This window comes from Streptomyces shenzhenensis, assembly GCF_003688995.1.
GTDB classification, from domain to species: domain Bacteria; phylum Actinomycetota; class Actinomycetes; order Streptomycetales; family Streptomycetaceae; genus Streptomyces; species Streptomyces shenzhenensis_A.
This window is the reverse complement of the sequence record NZ_PENI01000010.1, coordinates 218,182-235,258: the sequence shown is the minus strand read 5'-3', so window position 1 is coordinate 235,258 and position 17,077 is coordinate 218,182. Positions and strand designations below refer to the sequence as shown.

The 17,077-nt window shown below is 71.3% G+C and carries 14 protein-coding genes; 9 read left to right on the top strand and 5 right to left on the bottom strand.

What is annotated here, in order from left to right; genetic code table 11:
* Positions 1 to 98: 98 nt before the first annotated feature.
* Entirely contained in the window at positions 99 to 1,502 is a 1,404-nt protein-coding gene (locus CTZ28_RS18475; protein WP_259471684.1) for a peptidoglycan recognition protein family protein, read from the bottom strand.
* 129 nt (positions 1,503 to 1,631) lie between these two features.
* Between CTZ28_RS18475 and CTZ28_RS18470 the strand changes: the two genes are divergently transcribed.
* The 4 genes from CTZ28_RS18470 (at position 1,632) to CTZ28_RS18455 (ending at position 7,543) form a co-directional block, all read left to right on the top strand.
* Entirely contained in the window at positions 1,632 to 2,387 is a 756-nt protein-coding gene (locus CTZ28_RS18470; RefSeq protein WP_121890548.1) for a TIGR03089 family protein, read from the top strand.
* A 228-nt stretch (positions 2,388 to 2,615) separates the two neighbouring features.
* Positions 2,616 to 3,809, top strand: a complete 1,194-nt coding sequence (locus CTZ28_RS18465) for an LCP family protein (RefSeq protein ID WP_259471683.1) — start codon at positions 2,616 to 2,618, stop codon at positions 3,807 to 3,809.
* 231 nt (positions 3,810 to 4,040) lie between these two features.
* Positions 4,041 to 5,816 carry an LCP family protein gene (locus CTZ28_RS18460; protein WP_121890544.1) on the top strand — a complete coding sequence of 592 codons (1,776 nt, stop codon included), beginning with the start codon at positions 4,041 to 4,043 and terminating at the stop codon, positions 5,814 to 5,816.
* Between the two features lie 128 nt (positions 5,817 to 5,944).
* The gene (locus CTZ28_RS18455; RefSeq protein WP_121890608.1) at positions 5,945 to 7,543 is read left to right on the top strand and encodes an LCP family protein; all 1,599 of its coding nucleotides are present in this window, start codon (positions 5,945 to 5,947) and stop codon (positions 7,541 to 7,543) included.
* Between the two features lie 87 nt (positions 7,544 to 7,630).
* Here the strand turns inward: CTZ28_RS18455 and CTZ28_RS18450 are convergent, their stop codons facing one another.
* A complete protein-coding gene (locus CTZ28_RS18450) occupies positions 7,631 to 8,659 on the bottom strand; it encodes a glycosyltransferase family 2 protein (protein WP_121890542.1) in 1,029 nt (342 codons plus the stop codon).
* A gap of 128 nt (positions 8,660 to 8,787) precedes the next feature.
* On the opposite strand from CTZ28_RS18450, the gene CTZ28_RS18445 reads away from it, so the two are divergent.
* Both CTZ28_RS18445 and CTZ28_RS18440 read left to right on the top strand, forming a co-directional pair.
* Entirely contained in the window at positions 8,788 to 10,287 is a 1,500-nt protein-coding gene (locus CTZ28_RS18445; protein WP_183154456.1) for an LCP family protein, read from the top strand.
* A gap of 190 nt (positions 10,288 to 10,477) precedes the next feature.
* On the top strand, positions 10,478 to 10,813 hold the full coding sequence (locus CTZ28_RS18440; RefSeq protein WP_383093133.1) for a four-helix bundle copper-binding protein: 336 nt from the start codon (positions 10,478 to 10,480) through the stop codon (positions 10,811 to 10,813).
* A 136-nt stretch (positions 10,814 to 10,949) separates the two neighbouring features.
* Here the strand turns inward: CTZ28_RS18440 and CTZ28_RS18435 are convergent, their stop codons facing one another.
* The gene (locus tag CTZ28_RS18435; protein ID WP_183154455.1) at positions 10,950 to 12,269 is read right to left on the bottom strand and encodes an LCP family protein; all 1,320 of its coding nucleotides are present in this window, start codon (positions 12,267 to 12,269) and stop codon (positions 10,950 to 10,952) included.
* Between the two features lie 92 nt (positions 12,270 to 12,361).
* On the opposite strand from CTZ28_RS18435, the gene CTZ28_RS18430 reads away from it, so the two are divergent.
* Together CTZ28_RS18430 and CTZ28_RS18425 are read left to right on the top strand one after the other, a co-directional pair.
* The gene (locus tag CTZ28_RS18430) at positions 12,362 to 12,937 is read left to right on the top strand and encodes an acyl-CoA thioesterase (protein WP_121890534.1); all 576 of its coding nucleotides are present in this window, start codon (positions 12,362 to 12,364) and stop codon (positions 12,935 to 12,937) included.
* Between the two features lie 146 nt (positions 12,938 to 13,083).
* Positions 13,084 to 14,427: a UDP-glucose dehydrogenase family protein gene (locus CTZ28_RS18425; RefSeq protein WP_121890532.1), complete on the top strand. Its 1,344-nt coding sequence runs from the start codon at positions 13,084 to 13,086 to the stop codon at positions 14,425 to 14,427.
* A 417-nt stretch (positions 14,428 to 14,844) separates the two neighbouring features.
* Here CTZ28_RS18425 and CTZ28_RS18420 read toward each other — a convergent pair whose 3' ends face one another.
* Entirely contained in the window at positions 14,845 to 15,354 is a 510-nt protein-coding gene (locus CTZ28_RS18420) for a CGNR zinc finger domain-containing protein (RefSeq protein WP_121890530.1), read from the bottom strand.
* Between the two features lie 89 nt (positions 15,355 to 15,443).
* On the opposite strand from CTZ28_RS18420, the gene CTZ28_RS18415 reads away from it, so the two are divergent.
* Positions 15,444 to 15,812 (top strand): VOC family protein, encoded by a 369-nt coding sequence (locus CTZ28_RS18415; RefSeq protein WP_121890528.1) that lies wholly within the window; start codon positions 15,444 to 15,446, stop codon positions 15,810 to 15,812.
* 83 nt (positions 15,813 to 15,895) lie between these two features.
* Here CTZ28_RS18415 and CTZ28_RS18410 read toward each other — a convergent pair whose 3' ends face one another.
* The gene (locus CTZ28_RS18410; protein WP_121890526.1) at positions 15,896 to 17,074 is read right to left on the bottom strand and encodes a dipeptidase; all 1,179 of its coding nucleotides are present in this window, start codon (positions 17,072 to 17,074) and stop codon (positions 15,896 to 15,898) included.
* Positions 17,075 to 17,077 lie beyond the last annotated feature (3 nt).

Below are 17,077 nucleotides of genomic sequence, written 5' to 3'. Positions count from 1 at the left end.
ACCGTGCGGTACCGCCCTCGACGGTCGCGCGGAGTCACGCGATCTCCGCGTGCGGATTCCCCCGGCCGTCCCCGACGGCGTGACCGCGCTCCCCGGCCTCAGCGCCCCTGGTAGCGGGCCGCGGCGGAACGGACCGAGCCGAGCTTGGAGTACAGCTGCTTGCCCGGACATTCCGTGGCGTATCCGTCCCGGTGACCGGAGATCACGTTCAGTTGTACGTTCTTCCCCTTGGGGTACAGATTCCCACCCCCGGACTTCAGGTGCGTCTTGCCCTTCGGGTCGGCGCCGAAGAGCCCGAGCTTCCACGCCGTCAGCTTGGCGATGGCCGTCACCGCGGAGGAGGACGGCTTGGCGGAGGTGAACGTGCCGATCACCGCGATCCCCGTGCTGTTGCTGTTGAACCCGAGAGTGTGGGCGCCCATGACGGCCTTGGTCACACCGCCGGCGCGGCCCTCGTAGAGGTTTCCGCACTTGTCGACGAGGAAGTTGTAGCCGATGTCCCGCCAGCCCATGCTCTTGACGTGGTAGCGGTAGATACCACGGATGACGGACGGGGCCTGCGCGCACTTGTAGTTGTTGCCCGAGGCGGTGTGGTGCACGAAGGCCGCCTTGACCGACTTGGTGTAGGCGAAGCCCCGTTCGCGCAGCTTCTCGTCCGCTCCCCAGCCGTGCCGCGTGACGATGCGCGGGCGCGGCCCGACGTACGGCTCGCCGGGCTCCGTCCCGGCCGGTGCGGCGCCGCGCAGGGCGAGCGCTTCCCGCTCGGTGTCCTTCTTGCTCAGCGTCGGGATCTCGGCGGCGCCGAGGGGGACGAGATCGTTGTTGGCGGCGGAGGCCCCGGCCTCGGCGTCGTCCAGGCCGACGCCGGTGCGGGAGGCGTCGGCCGGTGAGCCCTGCGGCGGGGGCTCCGCACCGGGGTCGATCAGTTCCAGACGCAGCCCCGAGGGCAGGGGCGACGGGGAGCCGCCGGTGCGGCCGTCGCCGTCGGCCGGTTCGGTGTCGGCCCGGACCCGTACCTCGACGGCGTCCGAATCGCCCACCCACAGCGGGGCCGTGGCGCCGTGCACCCGGCCCGAGGTGCTCTCCGCGGTGTCCGGGTCGGCCCCGTGGTCGGCGTTGTGCGTCTCGACGTCCTGCCAGCCGGACCACTTGCCGGTGGCGACGGAGCGGGTGCGGACCTGGACTTGGCCGTGGAGTGCGGTGCCGGGGTTGTCCCAGACCACGCCGACGAGCGAGAAGTGGCGTACGTCCTCGCGGTACACGCCCTGCTCGGGGACGGCGCCGAAGACGCGTTCACGGGTGCGGGGGACGAGGGGCAGCGACTGGGTGCTGCCGGGCACGGTGGCGCCGGCCGGACGGCGGTCGTCCGTGGCCCCGTGCGCGGTCGGCGCCGGTCTCTCGGGCGCGGCGGCTGCGGGCAGGGTCAGCGGGAGGGCGAGTACGGCCGCACACGTGAGACCGACCGAAGGGGCACCGATCGAGGAGGAAAGATATCCACGCATGCCCCTGATCTTGAACATAGTCATACATATCTGTCCATTGGTGATCTGACGGGCCGTCGGCTGCCGTTCCGCCGAACCGGTGGCCCGGCCGGCCGGTGCGCGGGGGCGCCGCGGCGTACCCTTGCGCGGGTGAATGCCACCGATCGCACCCCTGCCGACCTGCTGCGTTCCGCGCTCGCCGCGGATCCCGGACGCCCCCTGGTGACCTTCTACGACGACGCCACGGGCGAACGCGTCGAACTGTCCGTGGCCACCTTCGCCAATTGGGTGGCCAAGACCGCGAATCTGCTCCAGGGCGATCTGGCCGCCGGCCCCGGGGACCGGGTGGCGCTGCTGCTGCCCGCGCACTGGCAGACCGCGGTGTGGCTGCTGGCGTGTTCGTCGGTGGGTGCGATCGCGGACGTGGCCGGGAATCCCGCCGCGGCCGACGTCGTGGTGAGCGGGCCGGACACGCTGGAGGCGGCGCGGGCCTGCTCCGGCGAGCGGGTGGCGCTCGCGCTGCGGCCGCTGGGCGGGCGTTTCCCGCAGCCGCCGGACGGGTTCCTCGACTACGCCGTGGAGGTGCCGGGCCAGGGGGACCGGTTCGCGCCCTTCGCGCCGGTGGATCCGGAGGAGCCGGCGCTGATCGTGGCCGGGGCGGAGCTGACGGGGGCCGAGGTCGTCGAGCGGGCCCGCGCCGACGCGCCCGCGCTGGATCTGACCGGGCCCGGCTCCCGGCTGCTGTCCGGGCTGCCGTACGACACCTGGGAGGGGCTCAGCGCGGGCCTGTACGCGCCGCTGGCCGTCGGCGGGTCCGTCGTGCTGTGCCGGCACCTGGCACGGCTGGACGAGGAGGCCCTGGCCAAGCGCATGGAGGCCGAACGGGTGACCGCCGCGCGCCACTGAGGGGCCGGTGCCCTCGCGGCGGCTGCGGTCCCGCCGGCCGGCGCGGACCCATTACCGCCGGTCACCCGCACAGGTCGCGCACCCTGTCGCGCCGGGCGGCCCCCACACCCCCGAAAACCCGCCACATTTCACCTGATCGGAGTAATTGCGGACCGCCTCCGGAACCCCTCCGGGCCATCGTCGTAGGAGGACGACACGCTCGTACACCCATGAGGGGGTGGACCGGACGTGACCGACACCGCAGGTACACCCCCCGGGAGCGGCCCCGGTCCTGACGCGGGCGCCTCCGCCACCCGAGCGGGGCTGATGCGCCGGCGCCGACGGCGGTGGGCGACAGGGGCGGCCCTGGCGCTGGCGGCGCTGGTCCTGCTGGGCACGGGGGGCGGGTGGGCCGTGTACACGAGGCTCGACGGCAATATCACGGCGGACGAGGCGGCCGCCGCCGAACTGGCGCGCCATGAGCGCGAGCGGCCCACGGCGCTGGTGCCCGGCGCGCAGAACATTCTGCTCATCGGCTCCGACAGACGCTCGGGGGACGGCAACGGGGCGTACGGGCGGGACACCGGGACCGAGCGGTCCGACACCATGATCCTGCTGCACCTGGGCGCGGACCGGCGCAGCGCCACCGCCGTGTCCCTCCCCCGGGACCTGATGGTCGACGTGCCGAGCTGTCTGCGCCCGGACGGCGGGCACAGCCTGCCGGCCCTCGCGATGCTCAACCACGCCTTCGAGACGGGCGGTTCGGCCTGTGCGGTGCGGACCGTCGAGAAGCTGACCGACATCCGGATCGACCACTTCGCCGTCATCGACTTCAGCGGGTTCAAGGAGATGGTGGACGCCGTCGACGGGGTGGACGCGTGTCTGCGGGAGCCCGTCGACGACAGGGCCGCCGGGCTGAAGCTGCCCGCGGGCCGGGTCACACTCGACGGCGAGCAGGCGCTCGGCTATGTGCGGGTCCGCAAGTCGCTGGGCGACGGCAGTGACACCGAACGCATGGAGCGGCAGCAGCAGTTCCTGGGCGCGTTCGTCACCAAGATGCGGAGCGATGATGTCCTGCTCAACCCCCTGAAGCTGTATCCGCTGCTGGACGCGGCCACTTCGGCGCTCACCACCGATCCCGGCATGGCCAGTCTGGGCGGTTTGTACCAACTGATGCGTGAGCTCCGGAATATGCCCACCGAGCATGTGCAGTTCCTGACCGTTCCGCGGGAGTCGTACCCCTCCGACACCAACCGCGACCAACTCGTGGAACCCGAGGCCGGAAAACTGTTCGCACACATGCGGTCCGACGAGCCGGTGACGGTCACCCGGCGGATTCCATCGGATTCAGCGACAAAAAGTGGCAATTCAGCTGGCGAGAACGCCCCCTCCCCAACCCCGGTCTTCCCCGGGAACACCGCCACCGAGGACCCCTGTAGGTAAAGCGCGCACCAAGGGAACCGACTTCTGTCCAGAAATATGAGGCGGATTGCCCGGTTGTAGGGACGTGGAATTTGTCACGCCGTCGCTTGACGCCGAACTTGCCGGATAGTGTGAGCGCTCCGGTGCACCATGCCACGAGGTCCGTCCTGGGGCCGTGCACTGTTTGAACCGAGACCCGAGCGCCTTGAGGGGGTGGGCGCCGCGTGGCCCCGACGGAGGATTCGGACAACCGTGGACGCGCAAGGCCGTGGGCGGGCGGACAACATCGATCCCGCAGACCAGTGGGTGCTCAATCCGAACACCGGCGAATACGAACTGCGACTGAATCCTTCCGCACCGCAGTCGTCGGTGCCCGGACCGCGCAGATCCGATTCCCAGCGATCCGGCCGCACGCCCCGGGACCGGACGGCGACGCCGGAGCGGCAGCAGGGCAGAACACCGGGCCGGGAGACGGACCGGGAGACAGCCCGGACGCCCGGCCGGGAGGTTCCGCCGCAGCGCAGGCGGCGGGCGGAGCCCGAACCGCCGGCCGGCCGGCGCAGCCGCCGCCCGGCCAAGAAGAAGCCGAAGGCGAAGAAGGTCCTGATGTGGACCGGCGGCACCATGGCGTTCGTGCTGGTCGCCACCGGCGCCGCCGCCTACTTCTACCTCAAGCACCTTGAGGGCAACGTCACCACGACGGATGTGGGCAGCGCGGGCAAACAGGGCTTCAGCAAGAACGAGGCCTTCAACATCCTGATCATCGGCACCGACAAGCGCACCGGCGCGGGCAACGAGGGCTACGGCGACAGCGGCAGCGTCGGACACGCCGACACCAACGTCCTGCTGCATGTGTCGAAGGACCGGACGAACGCCACGGCGCTCAGCATCCCGCGCGACCTGGTCGTGGACGTCCCGGACTGCCCGACGAAGCAGGAGGACGGCAGCGAGAAGGTCGTCCCGGGTACGACCAGCGCCCGCTTCAACACCAGCCTGGGCCAGGACGGCCGTGACCCGGGCTGCACCATGCGCACGGTGGAGACGGTCACCGGCATCCCGGTCGACCACTTCATGATGGCCGACTTCAACGCGGTGAAGACGCTGACGTCGGCCGTCGGCGGGGTCGACGTGTGCGTGGAACAGGCGGTGGACGACCCGAAGTCGCACCTGAAACTGCCCGCGGGCGAGTCCACGGTCGAGGGCGAGCAGGCGCTGGCGTTCGTCCGTACCCGGCATGCCTGGGGCAACCAGGGCGACCTGGACCGCATCAAGGTGCAGCAGCAGTTCCTGGGATCGCTGATGCGCAAGATGGCCTCGAGCGACACCCTGACCAGCCCGACCAAGCTGGTGTCGCTGGCCGAGGCCGCCACCAAGGCGCTGACCGTGGACACCGGGATCGGCAAGGTCAGCACGCTGAAGGACGTGGCGCTTGAGCTGAAGAAGGTGCCGACGAAGAACATCAGCTTCATGACCGTCCCCGTACGCGACAACCCGGCAGACGGCGTAGTCCGCAAGACGGTCATCGTCGACGAGAACGCGGGCCCCGCGGTCTTCGACGCGATCAAGAACGATGTCTCCTTCACCGAGGTGAAGAAGAAGCAGAAGGCGCAGAAGGACGCGCAGGCAGCCCGGCTCAAGGGCACCAAGGCCGAGGCGTCCGAGGTCCGGGTGCGGATCCTCAACGGCGGCGCCCCGGCCGGCAGTGCGCAGGAGACCCTGCAGTGGCTGCAGAACGACGAGGGCGTACTCAAGTCGGAGAACGCGGGCAACGCCCCCGCGGAGCTGAGCAAGACCACCCTGGAGTACGCGCCGGACCAGGCGGCACAGGCCCGTAGGCTGGCCGCCATCATGGGGTTGTCCGGTTCCGCGATGAAGCCGGGCGAGAGCGTGACCAACTCCCAGGGGCTGCCGGCGATGACACTGACCCTGGGCAAGGACTTCAAGGGTGCGGGCGTATCCCTCACCGCTCCGACAAAGGCGCCGGAAGTGGACAAGTCCACGGCAGACAAGGTGAAGTGCGCCTCGTAGGTAACCCATCGGGCCCGTCGCGCGTCTAACCCGACGCGGGACGGGCCCGTTGCAGGGCGCAGGGTGGGGAGGGCAGGGATTTGGCGCAGAGCGGTGTGCGGGGGGAGGCTCCCGCGGTCGACGACACGATGTCGCTCGCATCGCGGGAACCAGGCGCGTCCGACGGACGCGGCGGGCACGGCGGCGGGCGGCGCGGGGGCGGCCCGAGCGGTGGGAACCGGGGCCGCGGACGGCGTGCGCTGCGCTGGTCGGCGACGGTGCTCTCGGTGCTGATACTCGGGACGGCGGGCGCCGGCTACCTCTACTACCAGCACCTCAACGGCAATATCCAGAAGGGCCAGCGCAGCAACGGCGACTCCAAGGCGCAGCGGACCCAGCCGAACGCGGCGGGGCAGACGCCGATGAACATCCTGCTGCTCGGCTCCGACAGCCGTAACTCCGACGAGAACGTGAAGCTCGGCGGCAGCAGGGACACCCGGGGCAACCCGCCGCTCGCCGACGTGCAGATGCTCATCCACCTCTCCGCGGACCGCAAGAGCGCGGCCGTGGTGAGCATTCCGCGGGACACCCGGGTCGACATCCCGCAGTGCGCGGACCCGGGCACCGGTGCGACGTACCGGGCGACCAACACGATCATCAACGCGTCGCTGGCCCGCGGCGGGGCCGGCTGCACGCTGGCCACCTGGGAGAACCTCACCGGGGTCTACATCGACCACTGGATGACGATCGACTTCGCCGGTGTGGTGAAGATGGCGGACGCCATCGGCGGGGTCGAGGTCTGTGTGAACCAGAACGTGTGGGACCGCCCGCTGCCCGGTGTGCCCGGCGGCTCGGGCCTGAAGCTGACGGCAGGCACCAAGAAGGTGAAGGGCGAGCAGGCGCTGCAGTGGCTGCGCACCCGGCACGCCTGGGGCAGCGACCTGCTGCGGGCCAGGGCCCAGCACATGTACATGAACTCGATGATCCGGACGCTGAAGGGGCAGAACGTCTTCACGGACACCGGCCGGCTGATGGGCCTCGCCGAGGCGGCCACCAAGTCCCTGAAGGTCTCGGAGGAGATCGGCACGGTCAAGAACCTGTACGACCTGGGCATGCAGCTCAAGACGGTGCCGACGAACCGCATCACCATGACGACGATGCCGAACATCGTGGACCCGCAGAACGCCAACCACGTGGTGCCGGACCCCGTCAACGCCGAGAAGATGTGGCAGATGCTCCGCGACGACGTGCCGTTCGACGACAAGGCCGCGGCGGACACGGAGAAGAAGAAGCCGACCGCCACGGCCGAGGCGGCCAGGACGCCCTCGGTCGCCGCCGACCGGCTCGGCGTGCTGGTGCAGAACGCCACCAGGACGGCCACCGAGGCCCCGGTCTCCGGCCGGGCGAAGGCGATCAGCCAGGTGCTGGCGCAGCAGGGCTACACCAGGGCGACGGAGGACACCTCGGCGACGCTGTCCGAGGAGGCGACGGTCGTCCGCTATCCGAGCGCGGATCTGGAGGGCGATGCCCTGGCGGTCGCCAAGTCGCTGGGGATTCCCACGAGTTCGGTGAAGCAGTCGACCGATGTGTCGGGGGTCACGGTCATCGTGGGCGCCGACTGGCGCGTCGGCACCGGCTATCCGAAGCAGTCCAAGCCGAAGGCCGGTGACCTGCCGAGCAATTCCGACGCCATCAACGGCTCGGACAAGGACCAGTGCATGGATGTGTACCGGCCCTACCGGTGGTAGCGCTGCCGCGGGTTGCTTCTCCACACGTGTGCGGGCCCCTCCCGGCTTCGGGAGGGGCCCGCACACGTTCGGGCGATGCCCGGCGGTTCAGGGGGAGTTCGGCACCGCCGGGCGGCGGGAGGCGATGACCCGCCGGGCCAGGGAGCGCGGGCTGGTCAGGAAGCCCCAGCCCCAGGACATGTGCATCGTGGCGAGGGCCACGGGGATACGGAGACGGGCCGCCGCCGGCAGGCCCTTGCCCGCGGGCACCGAGCCGGCGACGATCGCCGCCAGGTAGCCGCCGGGGATCACAAAGCCCCACGGGGTGAGGGCCGCGCCCAGCACGATGCCCGCCGCCATCGCGCACACCGCCGTCGGCGGGGCCAGGTAGCGCAGGTTGATGGAGCCCTCGTGGTAGCGGGCGACGACATGCCGCCAACGGCCGTAGTCCTTGTACTGCTTGGCCAGGGCGCGCACCGACGGGCGGGGGCGGTACGACACCTTCAGCTCCGGCGAGAACCAGATCTGTCCGCCGGCCTCGCGGATGCGGAAGTTCAGCTCCCAGTCCTGGGCGCGGATGAACTCCTCGTTGTAGCCGCCCTGTTGCTCCAGCGCCTCGCGGCGGAAGACGCCCAGGTAGACGGTCTCCGCCGGGCCGGCCTCGCCGCCGGTGTGGAAGGCGGCGTTGCCGACGCCGATCTTCGAGGTCATCGCGGCGGCGACGGCCCGCTCCCAGTCGTTCTCGCCCTCGGCGTGCATGATGCCGCCGACGTTCTGCGCGCCGGTCTCCTCCAGGAGCCGTACGGCGGTGGCGATGTAGTTCGGCGAGAGCATGCCGTGCCCGTCGACGCGCACCACGATCGGATGGCGGGAGGCCTTGATCGCGGCGTTGAGGGCGGCCGGCGTGCGACCGGTCGGGTTCGGGACGGTGTGCACGCGCGGGTCGTCGCGGACCAGCTCGGCGGCGATCTCGTCCGTGCGGTCCGTGGACGGACCGAGGGCGATCACGACCTCCATCTCGCCGGCGTACTCCTGCGCGAGGATCGCTTGGACGGCGCCGCGCAGATGCCGCTCCTCGTCGAGGACGGGCATGATCACAGAAACTGCGGGGAGCCGCACGTCGGGCTTGGCGTTCATAGGGGGCTCACGTTACCGCGAATGGGGGACACGGGTGCGCGCCGCCGGGCCGCTGCCGCGGGCTGGAGATCGTATGGGCCTACGGTGCTTCCGGATCCCACGTACGGCCGTCACCCGGAGGTCTCCCCTTGCCGCCCAGCCCGCCTCGGTCCGCTGCCCGGCCGCAGCGCCGCCCGCAGCCGCCCCGCCGTGCGCCGCGGCCGCCCGCGCGTAGGGTGCGGCCGGGACGCCCGAAGCGGCCCCGCTGGGCCATGCGGGCGGTGACGACGGTGTCCGTGGTGGTGCTCGCCTCGGCCGGGATCGGGCACGCGGTGGTCAGCAGCCTGGACGCGGACATCGCCCGGGTGGACCTGTTCAGGGACATGAAGAACCGCCCGAGCGGCGGACACGGCATGAACGTCCTGCTGGTCGGCACCGACGGCCGGGACAAGATCTCCGAGGCGGAGCGGCGGCGGTTCCGGCTGGGCGGCGCGCCGTGCCACTGCACCGACACGATCATGATGGTGCACATCTCGGAGGACCGGGAGCGGGCCACCGTGGTGAGCCTGCCGCGCGACTCGTACGCCGAGGTGCCCGAGCATGTCGACGAGACCACCGGAGCCCGCCACGGCTCGCATCCGCTGAAGCTCAACGCGGCCTACGCGGAGGGCGGGCCGCAGCTGACCGTGCGCACGGTGGAGCACATGACCCATGTGAAGATCGACCACTATCTGGAGGTCGACTTCACCAGCTTCATGAAGACGGTGGACGTGCTCGGCGGGGTCCGGATCTGCACCGCGACGCCCCTGAAGGACTCGTTCACCGGCCTCGACCTGACGCCCGGCACCCACACGCTGACGGGCGGTGAGGCGCTTCAGTACGTCCGCTCACGGCACGTCGACGGGGCCAGCGACCTGGGCCGGATGCAGCGCCAGCAGCGGTTCCTGGCGGCGCTGATCGACCGGGCGACCTCCTCCGGGGTGCTGCTGAATCCGATGAGGTTCCGGGATGTGACGCGGGCGGTGCTGGGCTCGGTCCGGGCGGACACCGACTTCGGCACGGACGAACTGCTGGACCTGGGCCGGGCGATGCGGAACTTCTCCCCCTCCTCCTCCGAGTTCACGACCGTGCCGATCGGGCAGATGGCGTTCCCGGTCAAGGGCATCGGGTCGACGCTGAAGTGGGACCAGGCCCGGGCTGAGCAGCTGTTCCGGTCCCTGCGCGAGGACAAGCCGCTCATCGTGAAGCGCCGGCCGGCGGGGACCCCGGCCGTGCCGGTGGACGTGTCGCCGCAGCAGATCCGGGTGCAGGTGGAGAACGGCACCGACACGGCGGGGCTCGGCAAGCAGGTGGACGCGGCCCTGGCCGCGACCGGCTTCGCCACCACCGGACAGCCGGTGACCTCGGCGGAGCACGACGTGCGGCGGACGGTGATCGTCTACGACCCGCGCTGGGACCGCTCGGCCAGGTCGGTGGCGGCGGCGCTGCCCGGCAGCGAGCTGCGGGCGGTGCCGGCGCAGGGGCCGGTGCTCAAGGTGATCGCCGGGGCGGACTTCCACGACGTGCGCAAGGTGAAGGCGCAGCCGCCGACGCAGGGCGAGTCGGGGGCGGTGCGGGGCGACGAGGTGGTGTGCTCCGGCAAGGGCTGAGCGCTCCGCGGGAAGGGCCGTGCCACGCCGTCGCCGTGGACCGGACAGGCGCCTTTTGACAAGCCGCCTTCTGGGGCAATCTCCCGGATAGCGGTACATGGCATACCGGAGTAGGACGGAAGCACAGGGGCCCGTCGGGCCCCCTTCGTTCCCTGGAGGAGCCGTGACCCAGCCCGGAACCATGCCCGCCATGACCCAGCAGATGCAGGACTGCGTCCAGGCCTGCATGAACTGCCACAGCGTGTGCGAGGAGACGATGAGCTCCTGCCTGTCGATGGGCGGCCAGGCCCAGATGCAGATCATGCGGACGCTCATGGACTGCTCCGAGATGACCCGCATGTGCGCGGACATGATGATGCGGCGCTCGCCGCTGTCCGCCGAGATGTGCGGGATGTGTGCGAAGGCGTGCGACATGTGTGCGGAGGCGTGTATGTCCATGCCGGACGACGCACAGATGCAGCGCTGTGCCGAGGCCTGCCGCCGCTGTGCGGAGACCTGCCGCGCGATGACGACCGCCCGCGCCTGACCCGCCCCCGACCACCGAGGGCACCCCGCGGGGTGCCCTCGCCCCAGCGCCCTGAAGGGGCGCGGGGAACCGCGCGACCGGCCCCGACGGTGCCGCAGTCGGCCGCCGGCGCATCGCGGCAGCTCCAGCGGAGCGCTCAGTTGCCGGTGACCGTGACCTTCTCGTCGTTGTTCAGCTCGTTCACCAGGGTCTTGACCTTGGTCTTGTCCCACACGAGGTTGCCGCCGCTGGAGCCGGAGATCGGCATGTTCAGCGAGGCGCCGTCGCCGCCGCTGACGCCCTTCATCGCCCAGAACATGGACGCCAGGTTCCACAGGCTCATGTCCTTGTCGACGCTCAGCGAGTCCAGGCCCGCGCCCAGCGTCGGATACAGCTTGAACGGGTTCAGGACCGTCGACGGCGTGGCCACCTGGTGGGCCAGCGCCGACAGGAACTTCTGCTGGTTCTTGGTGCGCTGGAGGTCGGAGGTGGCGAAGGCGTGCCGGGTGCGCACGAAGGCCAGCGCCTGCTCGCCGTTCAGCGTCTGCTTGCCCGCCTCGAAGTCCGCGCCCGAGTACTTGTCCTTGAAGCCCTTGTCGATGGTGATGTCGACGCCGCCGACCGCGTCCACGATGTTCGCGAAGCCGGCGAAGCCTATCTCCACGTAGTGGTCGATGTGCAGACCGGTGTTGAACTCGACCGTGCGGACCAGCAGCGTCGGCCCGTCCTCCGCGTAGGCCGCGTTGAGCTTCGTGCGCCGGCCGGTGCTCTGGTAGACCTTGCCGGACGTCGACCCCTTGTAGCTCGGGATCTCCACGTCCGAGTCGCGCGGCAGCGAGATCAGCGTGTCGCCGTTGCCGCCGACGTGCAGGATCATCATCGAGTCGGTGCGCTGCCCCTCGGCGGAGCCGGTGTGCAGCTTCTTCTTCTCCTCGTCCGACATGCCCTTGCGGCTGTCGGAGCCGACGATCAGATAGTTCGTACCCTTGCCGGCCTCCGGCCGCTCGATGACCGTCGAGAGGTCGACGTCCCGGTTCAGCTTGGAGTCGGCCCAGAAGTAGGTTGCCACGGTGGTGACGACCAGCACGCCGACCACCGTGATCGCGGTCCACTTGATCCGGCGCCGCCAGTTCGGCGCGGGCCGCGGGCCGCGGGGGTCCGGGCCGGCCGGGCCGCCCGGACCGCCGCCGCCCGGCCTGCCGTAGACCTGCCCGCCGTTGTAGCCGCTGTCGTACCCGTGCGGGTCGCCGTAGTCGTCGTACCCCTGGCCGTCGGCGTACGCCGGCTGCTGCGGGACCTGGCCGTACGGCGGTGCCGACGGGCCGGGGCCGCCGTACCCGCCCCCTCCGGGCGGGCCCCCCTGGCCGCGCCGGACCTGGCGCATCACGCGGGCGCCCTCAGGCTGCGCGCCGGCACTGCCGCGTCCATAGCGGTTGCCGCGGTTGTCGTCGGACCATCCCTCGGGCCAATCATTCATGCGCCCCAGTGTGCAGGGCAGGGCTGTATGGCTTACAAGGGTCGTCGGAAAATAAGAGCGCCGCTGTTGCCAACCTGACACAAATTTCGCAGATGTCGGCTCGGCATATGGTGGAGGCCATGACAGATCAGGCCCGCACAGCGGAATCCGACATTCCAGGCAAGCCCACGTCGGCGTCCCGCACCACGCTCAGCCACATCATGACCCACAACGACACCAATCTGCTGGGCACGGTGCACGGCGGCGTGATCATGAAGCTGGTCGACGACGCGGCGGGCGCGGTGGCCGGCCGGCACAGCGGGGGTCCCGCCGTGACCGCGTCCATGGACGAGATGGCATTCCTCGAACCGGTCCGCGTGGGCGATCTGGTCCATGTGAACGCACAGGTCAACTGGACCGGCCGGACCTCGATGGAGATCGGGGTGCGGGTCCTCGCGGAACGCTGGAACGAGTCGACCCCGGCCACCCAGGTCGGCTCCGCCTACCTGGTCTTCACCGCGGTGGACGCGGACGGCAGGCCCCGCGCGGTCCCACCGGTCCTCCCGGAGACCGACCGGGACCGCCGCCGCTACCAGGAGGCCCAGATCCGCCGCACCCACCGCCTCGCCCGCCGCCGGGCGATCCGGGAGCTGCGCGAGCAGCGGGCGGCGCAGGGGTTCGACGACTGAACGCGAGTTCACCCGGACTTCGGGGGGGCCGCTCACCCGGCGCCCGCGTGGGCTCTGCGACAGCGGGGAAGTTGCCCGTCGAAGGGCGCACACAGCCCCCGGCTATGCTCGGGCCCGCAGCACATCCGTTCCCCCCTGGAGCACCCATGAGCCTGAAGATCACCGTGATCGGAACCGGCTATCTCGGCGCCACGCACGCCGCGGCCATGGCCGAGTTGGGCTTCGAGGTACTCGGGCTCGACGTCGTGCCCGAGAAGATCGCGCTGTTGCAGCGGGGCGAGGTCCCGATGTACGAGCCGGGGCTCCGGGAGTTGCTGCGCAAGCACGTGGCCGGTCTGGAGGGCGCCACCGGGCGGCTGCGGTTCACACTGGACTGGGCCGAGGTCGCGGAGTTCGGCGATGTGCACTTCGTCTGTGTGAACACCCCGCAGAAGCACGGCGAGTACGCGGCGGACATGTCGTACGTCGACGCGGCGATCGCCTCCCTCGCGCCCCATCTCACCGGTCCCGCCCTCGTCGTCGGCAAGTCCACCGTGCCCGTCGGCTCCGCGGACCGCCTGGCCGGCTACCTGGCCGCGCACGCGCCCGCAGGGGCCGGCGCCGAACTGGCCTGGAACCCGGAGTTCCTGCGGGAGGGCTTCGCCGTCGAGGACACCCTGCACCCGGACCGGATCGTGGTGGGTGTGCGCAGCGAGCGGGCGGAGAAGCTGCTGCGCGAGGTGTACGCGACGCCGGTCGCCGAGGGCACCCCGTTCGTGGTGACCGACTTCCCGACCGCCGAGCTGGTGAAGACCTCGGCGAACTCCTTCCTGGCCACCAAGATCTCGTTCATCAACGCGATGGCGGAGGTGTGCGAGGCCGCCGGCGGCGATGTGGCCCAGCTCGCCGAGGCCATCGGACACGACGACCGGATCGGGAAGAAGTTCCTGCGCGCCGGGATCGGCTTCGGCGGCGGCTGTCTGCCCAAGGACATCCGGGCGTTCATGGCACGGGCCGGTGAACTGGGCGCCGACCAGGCGCTGACCTTCCTGCGCGAGATCGACTCCATCAACATGCGCCGCCGCGGCCAGATGGTCGAGATGGCCCGGGAGGCGCTGGGCGGCGGTTCCTTCCTGGGCAAGCGGGTCGCGGTGCTCGGCGCGGCCTTCAAGCCCGACTCGGACGACGTCCGGGACTCGCCCGCGCTCAACGTGGCGGGCCAGATACACCTCCAGGGTGGTCAGGTGACGGTGTACGACCCGAAGGGCATGGACAACGCCCGCCGGGTCTTCCCGACGCTCGGCTACGCGGACTCGGCGCTGGCGGCCGTGCGGGGCGCGGACGTCGTCCTGCACCTCACCGAGTGGCGGGAGTTCCGCGAACTGGACCCGGCCGAGCTGGGCGAGGTCGCGGCGGCGAAGGTGCTCCTCGACGGCCGTAACGCCCTGGACCCACAGCGGTGGCGCCGGGCCGGCTGGACCTACCGAGCGATGGGCCGCCCGACCGCGTAAGCCACGCCACTACGACAGCCTGCAACGGGCGGCCGGATCCAAGGCACCGTCGGATCGGAAGCGTGCACGGCACACGGCGGAGAACCGCCCCCGCTCACCGGCACAGACCCTCCGACCACGCGGCGCGGGTGGCGGCCCGGGCACCGCGATGGGCCGCCCGACCGCGAAAGCCACGCCACCACGACAGCCTGCAGCGGGCAGCCGGATCCAAGGCACCGTCGGGTCGGAAGCATGCACGACGCACGGCGGAGGGCCGCCCTCGCTCACCGGCGCGGGGCCACTGCCCGGGGCAGGCGAGCGCATCGTGCGAAAGCTCGGGCGGGCGACGTCGGTTCGGCCGAGGCTCAGTCGGCCGAACCGGCGTCCCGGTGCATTCTGCCCCACCGGGCCGGGCGCGGCCGACGAACCGGGCACGTATCACGCCTCCTTGGCCCGGTACCGGCGCATCTTCGCGCGCGCCCCGCACACCTGCATCGAGCACCAGCGGCCGCGGCCCGCGGGGCTGCGGTCGAAGTAGGCCCAGTGGCACGTCACGGCCTCGCACGCCTTCAGCCGCAGCCAGGTGCCGGCCACCAGCGCCTCGGCGACGGCGGCGGCGACCCGGGAGAGCAGCGCGGAGTCGTCGGCCGCGGGGGCGAGGGCCGCGGCGCCCGCCTCGTCGTCGACGGACAGGTACAGCGGCGCGTGCGCGAGCAGCCGGCCGAGCGGGGTCACCGCGCGGTGCGGCGGGTGGCCCGCGTGGGCGAGCAGGACGGCGCGCAGCGACTCGCGCAGTTCCCGCGCCGCCGGAAGCTCCTGCGGGCCGAGCCCGAAGCGCGCCCGGCCCTCCGCCGTGTCGAGCGCGTCGGCGCCCGACTCGAGGTCCAGCGTGTTGACCAGGCTCTCGATCAGCGCGAGTCCGCCGGGCGCGGGCGATCTCTCACTCATGCTTGCGACGTTACCTCCGATGCGGCAGCATGCAGTAACCGTTACCTGTTGACCGGAACTACAGGTAACCAGCGATCGAGGAGGAAGTCATGGCCTACGCCAAGCTGGGCGCCGTCGTCCTGGACTGTCCGGATCCCCGCGCGCTCGCCGGCTTCTACGCCGAGGTGGTGGGCGGCACCGTCGAGACGGACCCCGGAGGCAGCGACTGGGTGGACCTGAAGGTGCCCGGCGGCCAGACGCTGGCCTTCCAGGCGGCGCCCGGACATGTGCCGCCGAAGTGGCCGGCGCCCGACCACCCCCAGCAGTTCCACCTGGACCTTGAAGTGGCGGACCTGGACGCGGCGGAGAAGCGTGTGCTGGCCCTGGGCGCGACCCCACTGGACACGGCGGACCGCTCCCGCACCTGGCGCGTGTACGCGGACCCGTCGGGCCACCCGTTCTGCCTGTGCGCCTGCTGACCGCGGCCGGCCCGGCGTCCTGACCGGTGCTTCATGTACGTGGGCGGGGCGGACGGCCACGACGACCGCCCCGCCCTGGACGGTCAGCCGTCCAGTGACTCGATCGTGGCGTTGGACGGGGCGCGCGTCGCCTGGAGCGAACGGGCCACGTCCTCCGCCGCGCCCAGCACCCGGACCGCGTTCTGCCAGGTCAGCTTGGCCAGGTCGGCCGTGGACCAGCCGCGGTCGAGCAGTTCGGCGATCAGGTTCGGGTAGCCGGAGACGTCGTTCAGGCCGTCCGGGGTGAAGGCCGTGCCGTCGTAGTCGCCGCCGATGCCGAGATGGTCGATGCCCGCGACCTCGCGCATATGGTCCAGGTGGTCGGCGACGGTGGCCACCGTGGCGACGGGACGCGGGTGCGCCTCCTCGAAGGTCCGGTGGACCTTCATCGCCTCCTCCGTCGTGTCGAGGTGGTGGAAACCCCGCGTGCGCATGTTCTCGTCGGCCGCGGCCGTCCAGTCCACGGCGGCCTGGAGCACGAACTTCGGGACGAACGTCACCATCGCCATGCCACCGTTCGCGGCCAGCCGTTCGAGGACGTCGTCCGGGATGTTGCGCGGGTGGTCGCACACGGCACGGGACGAGGAGTGCGAGAAGATCACCGGCGCGGACGTCGCGTCCAGCGCGGCCCGCATCGTCGTCGCCGCCACATGGGACAGGTCGACGAGCATGCCAAGGCGGTTCATCTCCCGTACGACCTCACGGCCGAAGGCCGACAGGCCGCCGACGTTCGGCTCGTCGGTCGCCGAGTCCGCCCACGGCACATTGTCGTTGTGGGTGAGCGTCAGGTAGCGCACGCCCAGCCCGTACAGGCCGCGCAGGGTGCCCAGCGAGCAGGCGATGGAGTGGCCGCCCTCCGCACCCATGAGCGAGGCGATCCGGCCGTCCGCGCGGGCCGCCTCCATGTCGGCGGCGGTCAGCGCGGGCGCCAGGTCCTTCGGATAGCGGGCCAGCAACTGCCGTACGCAGTCGATCTGTTCGAGGGTGGCCGGGACCGCGTCGGGCAGGTCCGAGCGGACGTACACCGACCAGTACTGCGCGCCGACCCCGCCCTCGCGCAGCCGCGGGAGGTCGGTGTGCAGATGGGCGTTCTGCCGGCCGGCGATGTCACGGGCGGCGAGGTCGTAACGGACCTGCTCGCGCAGCGCCCACGGCAGGTCGTTGTGGCCGTCGACGACGGGGAACTCGCGCAGCAGCGCCCTGGCTTCGTCCAGTGAGGTCATACC